The following is a 15,247-nucleotide window of genomic DNA, read 5'->3' on the forward strand; positions in this document are numbered from 1 at the left end:
TTGAGGTTTTACACAGATCGAACTCGCCGTGGTGAAACGCTGACTCTCCGTACGTTACCCTCGAAGTAGGGGTCCGACCGCGAGGGAGACAGTGTGACCGATCAGCCGAAGAACGACAGCGGGCTGGTCGCGTTCGGGATCGACACCACACGTCCGAGTGTCGCGCGGGTCTACGACTACTTCCTCGGCGGCAAGGACAATTACGCCTCCGACCGCGAGCTGTACGAGCAGATCATGAAGATCGCGCCGGAGGCCCCGGAGTGGGCGCGAGCGAACCGGCGCTGGCTCAGCGAGGTGATCACCTGGCTGGCCGAGGAGGCCGGCGTCCGGCGCTTCATCGACGCGGGCTCCGGGCTGCCGACCGCCGAGAACACCCACCAGATCGCCCAGAAGGCAAACGCGAGCGCCTCGGTGGTGTACATCGACAACGACCCGTCCGTGGTCGCCCACGGGCGGGCCCTGCTGCTGGACAACGACCGGACGCAGTTCACCGCCGCGGACCTCACGAAGCCGGACGAGGTGCTGGCGGATCCGGCGGTCGCCGAGATCCTGGCCGCCGGCGAGCCGGTCGCGCTGGTGATGGCGCTGATGCTGCACCACATCTCCGACCTCGAGGAGACCCGGGCGGTCGCGGGCAAGTACCTCGAGGCGCTGCCGCCGGGGTCCTACCTGGCGATCACGCACGCCTGCAACCCGGGCGACGGCGGTCCGGTCGACGTCATGGTCACCGAGCTCGCGGAGAACGTCCGGCACGCCTTCCCGAACTTGGCGTTCCGGTCGGTCGAGGAGATCTCGTCCCTGTTCGGCGACCTGGAGATCCTTGAGCCGGGCGTCGTCCGGCTGGCCGAGTGGCACGTGCCGGGCGGCCGGATCACCGAGGACCCGACGATCGGCGTCCGCGACGCCATCTACGGCGGCGTCGCCCGCAAAAGCTAGCCCAGGTTCGCCAGGTAGTCGGCGTTCCCGCGGATCGCGGCCTCGTAGCGCTTGATCTCGGCGGAGTCGACCTTGTCGGCGATCAGCAGCAGGAGCGTGGCCAGCGCCTTGTCCTGATTCCCGGCCGCGTGCAGGGTCAGCGCCTTGAAGACCCGCAGCGAGTCCGACTCGGGGAACTCGGCGCAGGCCCCCTTGAACACAGCCAGCGACTCGTCGAAGCGGTTCAGGTTGCGCAGCGTGCTGCCGTACTGCAGCAGGCACTTGCGGCGGGTCTCCCCGGTCAGTCCGGGCAGCGCGCGCTCGTAGTACCCGACAGCTTTCTCCTCCAGACCGGCGGTGTCGTAGGAGCCGCCGACCTCGTAGAGGACGTACGGGTTGTCCGGGTGCTCGGTCAGCAGCTTCTCGAAGAAGTCGATCGTCGGGCCCATGTTCGCGCGGTCCCGGCGGGCGAAGGCTTCCTCGATGGTCGCTGCGAGTTCCGGGGTGAGTTCGGTTGTCACGTGTCCATCATGCCGCGTCGGACCGGTCGGTCCGGTGTTGCTGCCACGGCCAGGCGCCGGAGATCTCCACCTCGAGCGCGAAGCTCAGCACGGTCCGGATCACCACGATCAGTCCGAGCACCACGACATTCTCCAGGGTCGTCGCGACGATCACGGTGCGGATGATGTCGCCGACGATCAGGATCTCGAGGCCGAGCAGGATGACCCGGCCGAGATTCACCCGGACCTGCTGGTAGCTGCCGGCGCCCTTGCGAATGACGTCGTACACGTAGCGGAGCAGGACGACGGCGAGCCCGACGGCCATGATGGCCACGCCGACGCTCTCGATGACGCGCGCGACATCCTCGAAGACCTGCTCGAAGTGCACCCTTCATGGGTACCAGTCAGAGCGTGGCGGCGCTGCTCGGCTCGCCGGGCCGGATGTTCTGGTTGAGGTGGAAGACGTTGCCCGGGTCGTACGCCGTCTTGAGCGCGACCAGCCGGTCCAGCGTGGCCGGCGGGAACGCACGCTGGATCGGGTCGTCGGTCAGCACGTTCACGTAGGCGCCGCTCGCGTACGGCGCCAGCGTCGCGGCGTACCCGCGCAGCTGATCGATCCGCGGCTCGTCCTCGGCCGGTCCTGCCAGCGCGTGGCGGTGACGAGCTCGAACATCGTGTCCCGGCGGCTGAACGCCGTCTCGTCCGCCGGTACGTCGGCGATCGCCCCGCCGTACGCCTGCAGACTCGCAGCGACGCCGGGGATCTCGGGTGTCGCCAGCAACGCACGGATCGCGTCGTCGGGCAGCGCCTCGAAGTAGTGCCCCTTCCAGTACCGGCGGAAGCGATGGCCCTGCACGGAATCGTCCCGGGTCTGCAGTTTCAGGTACGTCGTCTCCTCGAGGACCTCACCCACCACGGGGCCGAGCGCGCGGAACGCCGGCAGCAGGTCCTCCCCGCTTTCGCCGACCCACACGTACCCGACCGTCACCGTGCCCGCGTCGCCCGACGTGAGATGTGCGGTGAAGGTCGCCTCCCGCGGTGCGTCGGTGTTCAGGTCGCGCCAACCACGCAATACCTCGAAGGCCGCCGACGCCGGGTAGGTCAGCTCGACGATCAACGCCCGCGTCCCGATCTGGTGCAGCTGGAACTCGAAGCTGGTGACGATTCCGAAGTTCCCGCCGCCACCGCGCAGGCCCCAGTACAGCTCGGCGTTCTCGTCCGCGCTCGCGCACACAATCTGACCGTCGGCGGTCACCACCTCGTACGACACGACGTTGTCGCAGGCCAGCCCGAACCGGCGCGCCAGCCAGCCCATGCCGCCGCCGAGCGTCAGCCCGCCGACGCCGGTGTGCGAGACGTTGCCCGCGGTCGTCGCGAGACCGTACTCCTGCGATGCCTGGTCGAGCTCGCCCAGCAACGCGCCGCCCTGGACCCACGCCCGTTGCCGAGCGGGGTCCACCCGGACCGTGTTCATCGGCGTCAGATCGATCATCAGGCCGCCGTCCGGTACGGCGAGACCGGCGATGCTGTGACCGCCGCAGCGGACCGCGATCTCCAGGCCGGCGTCGCGGCCGAAGCGGACGGCCTCGGCGACGTCCGCGGTACTCGAGCACTGGGCGATCGCGGCCGGTCGGCGATCGATCATCGCGTTCCAGACTGTCCGGGCCTCGTCGTACCCGGCGTCGCCGGTGCGCAGCACGATCATCGGTCTCAACTCCTCGTCGGTCGGTGTTCACCACCCTGACAGCGAAGCGGTCCTTCGATAAGGTCCAGTTGTGTGAGCCGAATGAGGACCAGTTCCGGAGCCGGCGAACTCCTCGTCGAGCTCCAGCGTGACAGCGGCGTCCCGCTGCACCAGCAGCTCGAGAGCGGGATCCGCACCCGGATCCGGGTCGGCCTGCTGCGGGCCGAGACCGTGATGCCGTCCACCCGGGCCCTCGCGCAGGACCTCGGCCTGTCCCGCGGCGTGGTCGTCGAGGCCTATCAGCAGCTGGTCGCGGAGGGGTACCTCGTCAGCCGCGGCGGCGGGTACACGCAGGTCGCCGACATCGCCGTGGTCGAGCCGACGGCCGCCCTCAAGTCCATCAGCGGGCCACCGCGGATCGACTTCCGCTACAGCCGCCCGGACGTCTCCCAGTTCCCCCGCGCGGCCTGGCTGCGATCGATACGCCGGGTGCTGAACGAGACGCCGTACCGGAGTCTGGCGTACATCGACGGGCGCGGGACGATCGAGCTGCGGACGGCGCTGGCCGACTACCTCAACCGGGTCCGCGGTACGGCGGCGCGCCCGGAGGACATGCTGATCTGCAACGGGTTCGCGCAGGGCTCGCGCTTGCTGCTCCAGGTGCTGGCGGCGCAGGGTCGTCGGCGGCTAGCGGTCGAGGACCCGTCCGACAACGACCTGCGGGACGTCGCGCGCGCGGCGGGACTCGAGGTGATCGGCGTACCGATGCTGGAGTCGGGGATCGATGTCGCCGCACTGGAGGCGTCGGGTGCGGACGTCGTACTGGTGACCGCCGCGCATCAGTTCCCGACCGGGGCCGTGGCGTCGGCGGAGACGCGGGCCGCGCTGATCGCGTGGGCGACCGCGCGCGACGGGCTGGTGATCGAGGACGACTACGACGCGGAGTACCGGTACGACCGCGAGCCGATCGGTGCGATGCAAGGGCTCGCGCCTGATCGGGTCGCGTACGCCGGGACGGCGAGCAAGACCCTCGCGCCCGGGCTGCGGCTCGGCTGGCTGATCCTGCCGTCCTGGCTGGTCGAGCCGATGGCGCAGGCGAAGCTGATGGACGACCGTGGGTCGCCGGTGTTCGATCAGTTGGCGTTCGCGGACTTTGTGGCGCGGGGGGAGTTCGACCGGCACCTGCGCCGGATGCGGCCGCGGTACCGGGCGCTGCGAGACACGTTGGTCGAGCGGTTGGCCGCGCGCGTACCGGAGCTCGAGCCGGTCGGGGTGTCGGCCGGGCTGCACGTGCTGACCTGGCTGCCGCCCGATCTGACCGAGGACGCGCTGCAGGCGGCGGCGCGGGAGCGCGGGCTCGGCGTGTACGGGCTGGCGCCGTACTGGGTCGCCGGATCGGGGCCGGCCGGGCTGGTGTTCGGGTACGGGTCGCTCACGCGGAAGGACGTTGTCGAGGGCATCGAGCTGCTCGCGGACGTGGTTGCCGCGCTCCGCGGCTGATGAATAACTATCCATTTCATTGCAATTTGATTCGGCCAGTTCTACTCTTGGTGGAGTGATCGCCGCAGCTCGCATCGACTCCCTGATGAACCAGGGCTGGCCCGCAGCCCACAGCACCGAACTCGACGGCTGGCTGGTCCGCCACAACGCCGGTGTGACCCTGCGTGCCAACTCGGTGCTGCCCGCGAGTGCCCCGTTCGACCTCGGCCGCGCCTTGGATTACGTCGAGAACCTGTACGCCGCGCACGACATCGCACCGTCCTTCCAGGTCGGTCCGGCGGCGCAGCCGGGTGATCTCGACGACCGGCTCGCGGCGCGTGGCTACGAGGTCCGGAACCCGACGCTGGTGATGTGTGCCGAGGTCGCCGACGTCCTCGCGAACCTCAACGAGCCGACGACGCCGGTGAATATATCCGCCGCGCCCAACGACTCCTGGATGGACTTCTGGTGGGCCGTCGACGGCCGCGGCGGATCTGCCGCGCAGGCCGCCGCCCGGCAGATCCTGAATCGCGCCCGCGCGCTGTACGCCGTGATCCCGTCCGGTGAGCCGGTCAAGGCGATCGGGCGGCTCGCGCTGGTCGACGACTGGGCCGGGCTGTACTGCCTTGCCGTCGACCCGGCGCACCGCCGCCAGGGCCTCGCCCAGGCGGTCATCCACGGCTTGTTGCAGGAGGCAACAACCCTCGGCGTCCACCGGGTCTGGCTCCAGGTCGTCGAGAGCAACGCGCCGGCCCGTGCCCTCTACGACCGGCTCGGGTTCCACACCGCGTCGCGGTACCACTACCGCGTCAAAGCGTGATCTTCTGCAGGTGATCCACGATGACGAACTCGGCCCCCGTCTTCTCGGCCGATGTCCGCAGCGGTGTCAGGTCGGTCCACGGGACGCCGGGCTCGGCGAGTGGCTTGTCGAAGTCGTCCCAGTGCGTGGCGATCACCTTCTTGACCGGCTTGATCGTCCGCAGCAGCCGGTCCGTGATGCCGGGTTCGCCACCCGGCGCCGCGAGGACCACGTCGACCTGCAGGTCGCGCAGGGCGTTCGGGTCGAAGTTCGCCGTACTCAGGCTGAGGATGCGCAGGCCGCCGATCGTGATCACGAAGGCGAGCGTGCCGCCCTCGACCAGGTCCTCGATCACCCGCGGGCGCGGCGGGACGGCGTACCGGTAGCCCGGGAACGCGTAGTCGTGGCGTTTGCCGCCGCAGGAGTGCAGCGACGGGAAGACCTCGATCGTGAAGCCGTCGAACGGGAGGTACTCGCCGCCGCGGACCGGTGAGAGCAGGTCGTCCGGCGTCTTCATCGCGCGCAGCAGGTTCGCGTGCGTCTCGGTGCAGAACACGGTCGCCTGGGTCTTCTGCGCGACATACGGTACGTCGGCCATGTGGTCGTAGTGCCCGTGATGGACCAGGATCGCGTCCGCCGCGCCGAGGTGCCGGTCGATGACCTTCCGATCGATCACCAGCTTGGTCTTCGGGTCCGCGCCCTCCGGCGTGAACGTCCCGGTGTGGAACCGGGTCAGCCACGGATCCGTGAGCACGACGCTCTTCCCGCAGCGGATCTGCCAGGCGTGGTTCCCGAACCAGGTCAGCTCGACCGGCTTCCGCTCGCTGTTGGTCGTGGCGGCTTCGCTGCGGCCCTCGAGACCGACCACACTGGCTGCCCCGACCGCCGCCGCTCCGACGGCCGCCGCACCGGTCAACATCCCTCTCCGACTCACCTTCACGCTGTCTCCTCTCGTCGTCCCTGGACCTGCAGTCAAGGCGAGGGTGAACGTCCCTGTCGAATATGCTCTTGAGCATGAGGCGATTGTCTGGAGATATAACCGCAGGTCAGCAGGTTCCATGCTGACTGAGAGGCATCTGCAGATTTTCATTGCGCTGGCCGAGGAGCAGCACTTCGGGGATGCGGCGCGGGTTGTCGGCATCACGCAGCCGCCGTTGTCCCAGGGGCTGCGCCGACTGGAGGCGTTGGTCGGGGCGAAGCTGTTCGAACGCGGCGCGGGCCGGGTCGAGTTGACGCCGGCCGGGGCCGCCCTGCTGCCGTACGCGCGGCGGGCGCTGACGTCGATCGAGGAGCTGCACCAGGCGGCGGTCGCGCGTGATCCGGAGGGCCCGGAGATCCGGATCGGGCTCGCGCCAGAGGTTCCGCCGTCGGCGGGCGCGGCGGTGGCCGCGGCGTGTGGGGCGGTGATTCCGGGCAGCCGCGTGACGGTCGTGACCGCGCCGACGAGTTCGCTGGTGAATCAGGTGAGTACGGGCCGCTTGACGCTGGCCGCCGTGCAGCATCCCGCCGTACTGGATGGGCTAGAGGCGGGGCCGGTGTCGTTGCTGCCGACCTGGGCACTGGTGCCTGCGTCGATGGCGAAGGACGACGTTGTGGCTTTGCGCCAGCTGAAGGGGCTGCCGGTAGCAGTACGGCCGCGGGCCGAGGCGCCGGCGGCGCGGGACCTGTTCCTGGACACGTTGGCGCTGCATCGGCCCGATGGCGGGACGGTCGTGGTGACCGACGAGCGGGCCGGCTTGGCGATGGCGGCCGCCGGTCAGGCGATCGTGGTGACGGCCGACCCGGGGCTGACCGCGCCTGGGGTCGAGCGCCGTCGCCTCGCCGACGACCCGCTGCCGCTCCGCCTCCGCCTGGTCTGGTCGAGAACGCGGACGCCGTTCCTCCGCCCGAACGACGTGATGGCGCAGCTCACCGAAGCGCTGGTGGCGTCATGAGCGCCCGGATCCGCGGGATCTTCGAGGACGCCGGCGTCCGTGGCTGGATGCACGCGGTGTCGCTCGACGAGCCCGAGCGGACGGTCGAGCTCGACGCGGATGCCGTCGTGCCGATGGCGTCGGTGTACAAGCTGCCGTTGCTCGCCGGGTTCTGCCGGTTGGTGGACCTCGGGGAACTCGATCCGCGCGAGCGGGTGACGCTCGAGCCGTCGGCGCGGACGGCCGGACCGACCGGCCTGTCGGCGTTCGCGGACGCGGTGACGGTGTCGTTGCGCGACCTCGCCCTGTCGATGGCGACTGTCTCGGACAACGCGTCGGCCGACGCCCTCCTGGACATCGTCGGGCTCCGGCGGTTGGCCGAGATTCTGCAGTCCTTCGGCCTGCGTCGCACCTGGGTACGGCGGGGTTCGGCGGGCAACCTGCGGGACCTGCAACGCCGTACAGGCGCCCACGACCCGGACGCGGCGCTCGCCGTACTCGCGGACAACGACCGGACCGATCCGGCCGGGGTGTACGAAGCGGCGAACGGGTCGGCGAGTTGCGCGCGGGACATGACGTTCCTGCTGCGGCGGCTGTGGGCGGGGGAGTTGCTCTCGCCGGAGCAGACCGGTTACCTGAAGACCACGATGCATCGGCAGATCTTCCTGCACCGGCTGGCGTCCGGCTTCCCGCACGACGAGGTGCGTGTCGCGGGGAAGACCGGCACGTTCGGCGCGCTGCGGCACGAGGTCGGCGTGGTCACCTTGCCGGGTGGGGCCGCGTTCGCGATCGCGGTCTACACGCTGGCCGCACGCGGCGATTTCCGGCAGCCGCGGGTGGACGCCGCGATCGGTGAGGCCGCCCGGGTCGCCGTCGACCTGCTGCGCTAGTCGACCTGCTCAGATGACGGCGTACGCCTCGATCTCGAGGAGGGCGTCCGGGCTGAACAGGGCGGCCACCTGGACCGCCGAGCTCGCGGGCTTCGGGCCGGGGATGTAGCGGTCGCGGACCGGGCGGACGGCCGGCAGGTAACCGATGTCGGTGACGAAGAACGTCAGCTTCACGACGTTCTCGAAGGTCGCGCCGGCGGCCGTCAGGCACGCCTGCAGGTTGGCGAAGACCTGCTCGGCCTGCGCTCCGGGGTCACCGAGGCCGACGAACTTCCCGTCCGCGTCCAGGGCGACCTGCCCGGAGATCGCCACCCACTGTCCGTGCCCGGTCACGACGTGGCTGTAACCGTTGCCCGGAGCAACACCGTCGGCCTGGGGATATTCCAGCTCGCTCATGCACCAGATATACCGTGGACCGGGGTTGAGAAACCGCTTTCCAACGGGAGAAGATGTCGCTGTGGGACGGACGCCGAAGGACTCGATCACGATCGCCGACGTCGCGCGGGCGGCGGAGGTGTCGCGGGCGACCGTGTCCCGGGTGATGAACGGGCGACTCAGCGTCGCACCCGAGATCGTCGCCCGGGTGCGCGCCGCCGCGGATCGGCTGAACTACCGGCCGAGCGACCTGGCGCGCAGCCTGTCGCTCGGGCGGACGAACATGGTCGCGCTGGTGGTCCCGGACCTCGGCAACCCGCTGTTCCAGCAGATCCTCCGCGGTATCACGAACGCCTCCGCGGCGGCCGGGTACCAGGTGCTGGTCGCCGAGACCGACGAGGACCCGGCGGCCGAAGCGGCGATCGCGATCGAGGCGCGCCGGCGCTGCGACGCTCTGATCATGGTCTCGCCGCGGCTGGACGAGGAGCGCCTGCGCGAGCTGCTGCCGCAGGTGCAACCGGTGATCCTGGTCAATCGCCAGGGCCCGCGCGATGTCTCGTCGGTGGTGGTCGACTACGGCCGCGCCGTACGGATCGTCGTCGATCACCTGGTCGGGCTGGGGCATCGCCGGCTCGCGTTCCTGTCCGGTCCGGCGGCGAGCGCCTCGAACGCGCTGCGGTTGCAGGCCCTCGAGATCGCCGAGCGGGAGATCCCGGGGCTGGACCTGGTCCGGCTGGAGTGCGGCCGCTCGATCGAGGACGGGTACGCCGCGGTGGAGCCGGTGCTCGACTCGCATGCCACCGCGGTGGTCGCGTTCAACGATCTGGTCGCGTTCGGGCTGCTGGCGAGGCTCAACGAGGTCGGGGTCGCCGTACCGGCCGATCTGTCGGTGACCGGGATGGACGACATCGGGCTGGCCCGGTTCGCCGTACCGTCGCTGACCACGGTTCGGGTCCCGCAGAAGGATCTCGGGGAGCTGGCGTGGCAGCGGTTGCACGCGTCGATCGAGGCGCCGAGCGACGCGGCGGACGACGTACCCGAGCTGCGGCTGGCGGTGCGGGCGAGCACCGGGCCGGTGCCGCAGGAGCCGCGGTTGCAGGGCGCGCGTCCGGCGGGTCAGGTCGGCTGGCAGCAGCAGGGGGACATCTTCGCGCTCGAGAGTGACGCGGGGCTGCTCGCGCGGTACGAGTTCGGCCGGCGGATGCCGCAGGTGCATGCCCCGCGGCCGTACCTGCATCCCGTCCGCACGCTCGGCGGTCATCCGCTGACCGAGGTCAGCCCGGTCGACCACCGGCACCACTACGGTGTCTCGCTCGCTGTCCCGCAGGTCAACGGGACCTCGCACTGGGGCGGCCGGACCTACGTCCGCGGACAAGGGCCGTCCTTGCTGACCAACCACGGCCAGCAGCGCAGCCGCGGCGTCACCATTGAGGACGGCCGGACGCTCAACGACGACATCACCTGGTACGACGAGCAAGGCCGGCCGCAGCTCGTCGAACGCCGGCGCCTCACGGGCGACCTGGCCTTCGGCGGCTGGCGACTCGACTGGCGCAGCGTCCTCACCACGCGCTACGGCCCCATCCGCATCGAGAGCCCCGCGACGAACGGCCGCGCGGGAGCGGCGTACGGCGGACTCTTCTGGCGACTGCCGTCCGCCGAGACGACCGTGCTGACCGACCACGGCGACGGTCTGGACGCCGCGTTCGGCTCGACCAGCCCCTGGCTCGCGTTCGTTCAGGGCGACGTCACGCTGCTCCTGCTGCAGCACGACGACGTACGGCCGTGGTTCCTGCGGACCGGCGAGTACGTCGGTGCATGCCCGGCGCTCGCCTGGGACAAGCCGTTGGTGCTGCAGCCGAACCAGGAACTGCAGCTGTCGCTGACCGCCCTCTTGCTGGATCGGGCGGTCGACGCGGCGGAGGCTAAAACGCTGGCAACCCAGTTGTAGGCGAGGACGCGAGCGCCGACTGCCAGCGGCGCGGCACCCGGCCGGCGAGACGCGCGTTCCGGCCCGCGGAGACGGCGTCGCGCATCGCGGCGGCCATCAGCGCGGGCTTCTCCGCACGAGTCACCGGAGTCGCGAGCATTACCGCGGCACACCCGAGCTCCATGGCCAGCGCGGCGTCACTCGCCGTACCGATGCCGGCGTCGACGATCACCGGGACGTTCGCGGCCTCGGCGATCAGCGCGATGTTGTGCGGGTTGCGGATGCCGAGCGCGGAACCGATGGGTGCGGCCAACGGCATCACGGCCGCGCAGCCCGCCTGCTCGAGGCGGCGGGCCAGGATCGGGTCGTCGTTCGTGTACGGGAGCACGGTGAAACCGTCGGCCACCAAGGCGTCCACGGCGTCCAGCAGCTCGACCGGGTCCGGCAGCAGCAGGTGGTCGTCGGCGACCACCTCGACCTTGATCAGGTCGGTCTCCAGCGCCTCGCGGGCGAGTTTCGCGGTCAGTACGGCCTCGGCGGCGGTGTGGCAGCCGGCCGTGTTCGGCAGTACGTCGATGCTGTGCTTCTTCAGCACGTCGAGCACCGAGCCCTCGTGACCGGTGCCGAGCCGGCGCATCGCGACCGTGGTCAACTGGGTGCCGGAGGCAATCAACGCCTCCTCCATCACTTCCAGATTGGCCGAGCCGCCGGTCCCCATGATCAGGCGGGACGTGTACGTGCGGCCGCCGAGCTCCAGTGGGTCGTCCATCTCAGCCTCCCTGCGTCGCGCTGACGATCTCGACCCGGTCGCCGGGCCGCAGCGTGGTCTGCGCCCACTCGGCCCTGGTCAGCACGTTCTGGTTCACTGCCACCGCGATCCCGGTGGCGCGATCGGAGTACTCCGTGATCAGCTCGGCCACCGACTTGCCGGTCGGTACGTCGACCGCCGTACCGTTCACCCACACGGATTCCATCGCTCTCCTCCCTACGCCGGAATTACCCGATTCAGGTTCGGCGGTCGGTGACGGTCCGGTCACCCTCTCAGCCCACTCCCTGCGAGCTCCCGCGGACGGTTCGACTCTAACTCACGGCTTCCGTGGAAGCTAACGCAGTATCGTGCTCTGAACTGTCCCGAGGAGGGTCGTGGCTGCTGGTCGGCGGGTCGCTATCTCGGACGTCGCGGCGCGGGCCGGGGTGAGTCCGACGACGGTCTCGCACGTGTTGTCGGGGCGGCGGCCGGTGTCCGCAGCGACGCAGGCCCGGGTGCGGTCGGTGATGGACGAGCTCGGCTGGGAGCCGAACGAGGTCGCGCGCAGTCTGCGGACCCAGCGGACGCAGACGATCGCGCTGATCGTGCCGGACATCACGAACCCGTTCTACCCGTCGGTCGCGCGCGGGCTGCTCGATGTCGTCAGCGAGCCCGGGTACCAGGTGCTGATCGGGAACACCGACGGCGAACCGCGGGCCGAGCGGGACCTGGTGGCGCGGATGGTCACCCGCAGCGTCGACGCGATGGTCTTCGCCGGGTACTACAGCAAGGCCGCCGACGTCGCGGCCGCCGTCGCCGCCGGGATCCCGGTCGCGCTGATGGGCGGTCGCCGGGCCGCGCCGGGAATCGACGTACTGTCGTCCGACGACCTCGCCGCGGGCGAACTCGCGACCAGCTACCTGATCGACCGCGGCTATCAGCGGATCGGCTTCGTCACCGGGCCGGCCGGCGACGGTCCACCGGCTGATCGCGTCCAGGGGTACCGCCGGGCACTCGCCGCCGCTGGTCTCCGCTTCGTTCGGCAGCTGATCGTCCGCGAGGAGTTCTCCCGCGCCGGCGGTACGGCGGGATTGCACGCGCTCCTCGACTTGCCGCGACCGCCCCGCGCCGTCCTCTGTACCAACGACATGGTCGCGATCGGTGCCCTCGACGCCGTCCGCGACCGTGGCCTGCGGGTCCCGGACGACGTCGCCGTGATGGGTTTCGACGACATCGAGGCCGCCGCGCTGGTGTCGCCGTCGCTGACCACGGTCTCCGGCGATCCCCGCGAGCAGGGCCGGGCGGTCGGCCGCGTCCTGCTCGGCCGGCTGGAGGGGACGGCCCCCAGCCGGCCGCAGCGCATTCTGTTCGCGCCGTCAGTGGTACGCCGTGACTCGGCCTAGGGGGTCGTCACCGAGGTCACCGTCGCACCGGAGATGTACGTCGGCCAGACGCCGACCGTCACGCTGATCTGACCGTTGGCGTCCGGAGTGAATGTGCTGGACAGACCGTAGAGGCTGGTGACCTGGACCGGTCCGGTCGCGTTCACCGTCACGGTCGTGTTCGACCCGCTCGCGGCCCAGATCGCGCGGAACGGCGTACCGTCGTTGGCCGCGTAGACCTGGTCGATCAGGCCGTTGCCCGGGAACTCCTTGCCGAGGAACGTCGCGCCGCGGAGCTGACGAGCGGCGGTCGCGTAGGCGACGTACGACGGTTTCGGGGTGTACTTGCCGAGGGCATCGGTCTCGTGGTGGATCAGGCCGAAGTTGTTCTCCTGCGCGGCCGGGTCGATGCCGTCGTTCTTGAAGTCGTACATGTAGAACCGGTCGACGTCGTGCCCGGGCACGTTGAGCATCGCGCGGGCCATGTACATCGCCTGCGTCGGTTCGGTGACCGGTGCGGCGCTGCCGGAGCCGGTGTACCAGCCGGCCTCGGTGATCCAGATCGGCTTGTCCACGCCACCGTTGTACTGCCGGATCGTCGCGCGCACCTGATCGATGAAGGTGCCGAGGCTCTCGGGCGCGTGCAGGAAGTTGTACGGGTGGACGGAGACCACGTCGAGGTACTTCAGCCCGCCGAGCTGGCAGAACTGCTGGAACCAGGCCTGCTGCGTCACGTCGGTGTCACTGCCGCCGACCACGGTCAACCCCGGGTGGTTCGCCTTCAGCTTCGTATAAGTTGCCTGCAGCAACGCGACGTACGCCTCGGGGGTCTGGTACGCCGCGCCCTCACCGTTGATGTCCCACTCGTTCCAGACCGCCATGTTCTTGATCTGCGGGTACTGCGTCGCGACCTTGTCGGCGTAGTTCGCGAAACCCGTGCGGCCGGCGTCGGTGGTCGGCGGCTTGAAACTGTCGTAGAACGGGTTGCCGCGATCGGCGATCAGCAACGGGTCGAGACCGTTGCTCTGGAACGCCTGCTGGTAGTTGGTGATCTTCGCGGGGAACGAGTACGTGCCCTGCGTCGTCTCGATGTCCTGCCAGTAGGCCTCGTCGCGAGCGGTCCCGGCGCCTGACTGCTTCACCAGCGGAATCACGTCCGGGTTCCACGACTGCGCGAAATGCGTTCCGGTTCCTTGGTACGTCGGGGCCGTGGTCGCGGCGACCGCGTCGACGTTGGCACTGGCCGACGTTCCCCCGTTGATGATGGAGCTCTTGTCGAGGGTCAGCATGATCGCCTTGGCGGGGCCGTGCCAGATGCCGTCGTCGGCGCCGCCGAAGTGCAGGTATCCGGTGCCACCGTCGAAGCGGGTGACGGTGAGCTGCTGCCACGCGGTGGAGCCGGTCAGGGTGAGGCGCTGCTGGTGGACCTGACCGGTCGCGTCGGTGATGCGGAGCCCGAGCGCGTTGATCTGGCTCGTCCTCACCCACAGACTCAGGGACTTCAGGTCGATCGGGACGAGATTGCGTTGCAGCGCGACGTAGTTGCCGCCACCGGTGAAGTCGCCGCTGAGCTTGGCGGACTGGGCGCCGGCGTGCGGGGAAGCGGTGTCGTAAGCGAGGCCGCCGGTCGCTCCGGGGAACTCGCTGCCCGGATAGAACGACCAGCCCTCGGCGGCGCTGTCGTAGTCGCCGAGCGGTGTCGTCGGGGTGCTCGCGAGGGCGTTCAGAGTGAAGTCGTCGAGGCTGACGCTGCTGCTGGTCGCGCCGCTGATCGCGCCCTTGTCCAGGACGACCTCGATCTGCTTGGCGGGACCGTGCCAGACCCCGTCGTTCGCGCCACCGAAGTGCACGTACTGCTTGCCGCCGTCGAACCGGCTGACGGTCAGCGGCTGCCAATCAGTTGCCCCCGACAACGTCAGGCGTTGCTGGTGCACCTGGTTGGTCGAGTCGGTGATGCGGAACGTCAGGAAGGAGAGGTTCGGCGACTTCGCCCAGAAACTCAGACTGGTGGCCGCGACCGACGGAACCGTGCGGTTCACGCTCACGTACGCGCCGCCGGCGCTGAAGTTTCCGGAAAGCTTTCCGGAACTGTTTCCGGAATGGTTGTCGGTGCTGTCCAGCGCGAAGTTTCCGGTGGCTCCGGGGAACTCGCTGCCCGGGTAGAAGGTCCAGCCTTCCGCGGCGTTCTCGAAGTCACCGACGCGGTTGGTGGTGAGGCCCGCGACCGACGCCGTACTGAGCGGGCTGAGGATCGCGAACGTGGTCTTGGCGGTCAGCGTGCCCGCCTGGACGGTGAGCTGGTACCAGCCGCGGTTGGTGACCGAGACCTGGAGAGTGCTCGCGGCTGCTTGGCTTCCGGTCGCGACCACGGTGCCGTTGACATCGGCGGCGGACCAGGTGACGGACGCGGCGTCGGTGCTCAGACCGACGGTGACCGACTGGCCGTCGGTGAACACGTTTCCGAGGGTGATCGGGGTGAGGGCGAGGGTCGCCGCGTGGGCGGGGGCGATGGTGCCGATGCCGAGGAGGAGAACTCCGAGAACGAGGGCAAGGGTACGTCTCATGCCGACTCCTTGAATCAGGGCGGTGTGGGGTGAGACGTCGGCTGCCACGACGTTACAAATCGATTTGTACT

Annotated in this window: 16 protein-coding genes; 7 read left to right on the forward strand and 9 right to left on the reverse strand. The window is 69.8% G+C overall.

What is annotated here, in order from left to right:
• Nucleotides 1-93 precede the first annotated feature (93 nt).
• On the forward strand, nucleotides 94-936 hold the full coding sequence (locus ACWGID_RS15960; protein ID WP_452197220.1) for an SAM-dependent methyltransferase: 843 nt from the start codon (nucleotides 94-96) through the stop codon (nucleotides 934-936).
• Here ACWGID_RS15960 and ACWGID_RS15965 read toward each other — a convergent pair.
• From ACWGID_RS15965 to ACWGID_RS15980, 4 genes are read right to left on the reverse strand one after another with little or no spacing between them, the layout of a single operon-like run.
• Nucleotides 933-1,436, reverse strand: a complete 504-nt coding sequence (locus ACWGID_RS15965; protein WP_452197221.1) for a tetratricopeptide repeat protein — start codon at nucleotides 1,434-1,436, stop codon at nucleotides 933-935. The two genes, ACWGID_RS15960 and ACWGID_RS15965, sit on opposite strands and share 4 nt — an antisense overlap.
• A 7-nt stretch (nucleotides 1,437-1,443) precedes the next feature.
• Nucleotides 1,444-1,803, reverse strand: a complete 360-nt coding sequence (locus ACWGID_RS15970; protein WP_452197222.1) for a DUF1622 domain-containing protein — start codon at nucleotides 1,801-1,803, stop codon at nucleotides 1,444-1,446.
• A gap of 16 nt (nucleotides 1,804-1,819) precedes the next feature.
• Nucleotides 1,820-1,975 (reverse strand): BBE domain-containing protein, encoded by a 156-nt coding sequence (locus ACWGID_RS15975; RefSeq protein WP_452197223.1) that lies wholly within the window; start codon nucleotides 1,973-1,975, stop codon nucleotides 1,820-1,822.
• Nucleotides 1,972-3,120, reverse strand: coding sequence for an FAD-binding oxidoreductase (locus tag ACWGID_RS15980; protein WP_452197224.1), 1,149 nt, complete (start codon nucleotides 3,118-3,120; stop codon nucleotides 1,972-1,974). The genes ACWGID_RS15975 and ACWGID_RS15980 overlap by 4 nt, the downstream gene beginning before the upstream one ends.
• 81 nt (nucleotides 3,121-3,201) lie before the next feature.
• On the opposite strand from ACWGID_RS15980, the gene pdxR reads away from it, so the two are divergent.
• Both pdxR and ACWGID_RS15990 read left to right on the forward strand, forming a co-directional pair.
• Nucleotides 3,202-4,599: a MocR-like pyridoxine biosynthesis transcription factor PdxR gene (pdxR, locus tag ACWGID_RS15985; protein ID WP_452197225.1), complete on the forward strand. Its 1,398-nt coding sequence runs from the start codon at nucleotides 3,202-3,204 to the stop codon at nucleotides 4,597-4,599.
• Nucleotides 4,600-4,654: 55 nt separating this feature from the next.
• Nucleotides 4,655-5,398 (forward strand): GNAT family N-acetyltransferase, encoded by a 744-nt coding sequence (locus ACWGID_RS15990; protein ID WP_452197226.1) that lies wholly within the window; start codon nucleotides 4,655-4,657, stop codon nucleotides 5,396-5,398.
• Here ACWGID_RS15990 and ACWGID_RS15995 read toward each other — a convergent pair.
• On the reverse strand, nucleotides 5,388-6,296 hold the full coding sequence (locus tag ACWGID_RS15995) for an MBL fold metallo-hydrolase (RefSeq protein ID WP_452197227.1): 909 nt from the start codon (nucleotides 6,294-6,296) through the stop codon (nucleotides 5,388-5,390). The two genes, ACWGID_RS15990 and ACWGID_RS15995, sit on opposite strands and share 11 nt — an antisense overlap.
• A gap of 139 nt (nucleotides 6,297-6,435) precedes the next feature.
• Between ACWGID_RS15995 and ACWGID_RS16000 the strand changes: the two genes are divergently transcribed.
• Both ACWGID_RS16000 and ACWGID_RS16005 read left to right on the forward strand, forming a co-directional pair.
• Nucleotides 6,436-7,311, forward strand: coding sequence for a LysR family transcriptional regulator (locus ACWGID_RS16000; RefSeq protein ID WP_452197228.1), 876 nt, complete (start codon nucleotides 6,436-6,438; stop codon nucleotides 7,309-7,311).
• Complete coding sequence (locus ACWGID_RS16005) at nucleotides 7,308-8,180, forward strand: serine hydrolase (protein ID WP_452197229.1); 873 nt, start codon at nucleotides 7,308-7,310, stop codon at nucleotides 8,178-8,180. Before ACWGID_RS16000 ends, ACWGID_RS16005 begins: the two co-directional genes overlap by 4 nt.
• Before the next feature lie 9 nt (nucleotides 8,181-8,189).
• On the opposite strand, the gene ACWGID_RS16010 is transcribed toward ACWGID_RS16005, so the two are convergent.
• The gene (locus ACWGID_RS16010) at nucleotides 8,190-8,576 is read right to left on the reverse strand and encodes a RidA family protein (protein WP_452197230.1); all 387 of its coding nucleotides are present in this window, start codon (nucleotides 8,574-8,576) and stop codon (nucleotides 8,190-8,192) included.
• Between the two features lie 61 nt (nucleotides 8,577-8,637).
• Here ACWGID_RS16010 and ACWGID_RS16015 point away from each other — a divergent pair, with 61 nt between their 5' ends.
• Nucleotides 8,638-10,503, forward strand: a complete 1,866-nt coding sequence (locus tag ACWGID_RS16015) for a DUF6807 family protein (protein ID WP_452197231.1) — start codon at nucleotides 8,638-8,640, stop codon at nucleotides 10,501-10,503.
• On the opposite strand, the gene ACWGID_RS16020 is transcribed toward ACWGID_RS16015, so the two are convergent.
• Nucleotides 10,478-11,251, reverse strand: coding sequence for a thiazole synthase (locus ACWGID_RS16020; RefSeq protein WP_387766253.1), 774 nt, complete (start codon nucleotides 11,249-11,251; stop codon nucleotides 10,478-10,480). The genes ACWGID_RS16015 and ACWGID_RS16020 overlap by 26 nt on opposite strands.
• Before the next feature lies 1 nt (nucleotide 11,252).
• Nucleotides 11,253-11,456: a sulfur carrier protein ThiS gene (gene thiS, locus ACWGID_RS16025; protein WP_452197232.1), complete on the reverse strand. Its 204-nt coding sequence runs from the start codon at nucleotides 11,454-11,456 to the stop codon at nucleotides 11,253-11,255.
• A gap of 169 nt (nucleotides 11,457-11,625) precedes the next feature.
• Here thiS and ACWGID_RS16030 point away from each other — a divergent pair, with 169 nt between their 5' ends.
• The gene (locus ACWGID_RS16030; protein ID WP_452197233.1) at nucleotides 11,626-12,633 is read left to right on the forward strand and encodes a LacI family DNA-binding transcriptional regulator; all 1,008 of its coding nucleotides are present in this window, start codon (nucleotides 11,626-11,628) and stop codon (nucleotides 12,631-12,633) included.
• On the opposite strand, the gene ACWGID_RS16035 is transcribed toward ACWGID_RS16030, so the two are convergent.
• Complete coding sequence (locus ACWGID_RS16035; protein WP_452197234.1) at nucleotides 12,630-15,176, reverse strand: glycosyl hydrolase; 2,547 nt, start codon at nucleotides 15,174-15,176, stop codon at nucleotides 12,630-12,632. The two genes, ACWGID_RS16030 and ACWGID_RS16035, sit on opposite strands and share 4 nt — an antisense overlap.
• Nucleotides 15,177-15,247: the final 71 nt, after the last annotated feature.

This window comes from Kribbella sp. NPDC054772, assembly GCF_053611945.1.

Coding starts and splice junctions, on each gene's coding strand:
- ACWGID_RS15995 (WP_452197227.1), bottom strand. CDS start 6,296: ATGTTGACCGGTGCGGCGGCCGTCGGAGCGGCGGCGGTCGGGGCAGCC.
- ACWGID_RS16020 (WP_387766253.1), bottom strand. CDS start 11,251: ATGGACGACCCACTGGAGCTCGGCGGCCGCACGTACACGTCCCGCCTG.
- ACWGID_RS15980 (WP_452197224.1), bottom strand. CDS start 3,120: ATGATCGTGCTGCGCACCGGCGACGCCGGGTACGACGAGGCCCGGACA.
- ACWGID_RS16010 (WP_452197230.1), bottom strand. CDS start 8,576: ATGAGCGAGCTGGAATATCCCCAGGCCGACGGTGTTGCTCCGGGCAAC.
- ACWGID_RS16000 (WP_452197228.1), top strand. CDS start 6,436: ATGCTGACTGAGAGGCATCTGCAGATTTTCATTGCGCTGGCCGAGGAG.
- ACWGID_RS16035 (WP_452197234.1), bottom strand. CDS start 15,176: ATGAGACGTACCCTTGCCCTCGTTCTCGGAGTTCTCCTCCTCGGCATC.
- ACWGID_RS16005 (WP_452197229.1), top strand. CDS start 7,308: ATGAGCGCCCGGATCCGCGGGATCTTCGAGGACGCCGGCGTCCGTGGC.
- thiS (WP_452197232.1), bottom strand. CDS start 11,456: ATGGAATCCGTGTGGGTGAACGGTACGGCGGTCGACGTACCGACCGGC.
- pdxR (WP_452197225.1), top strand. CDS start 3,202: ATGAGGACCAGTTCCGGAGCCGGCGAACTCCTCGTCGAGCTCCAGCGT.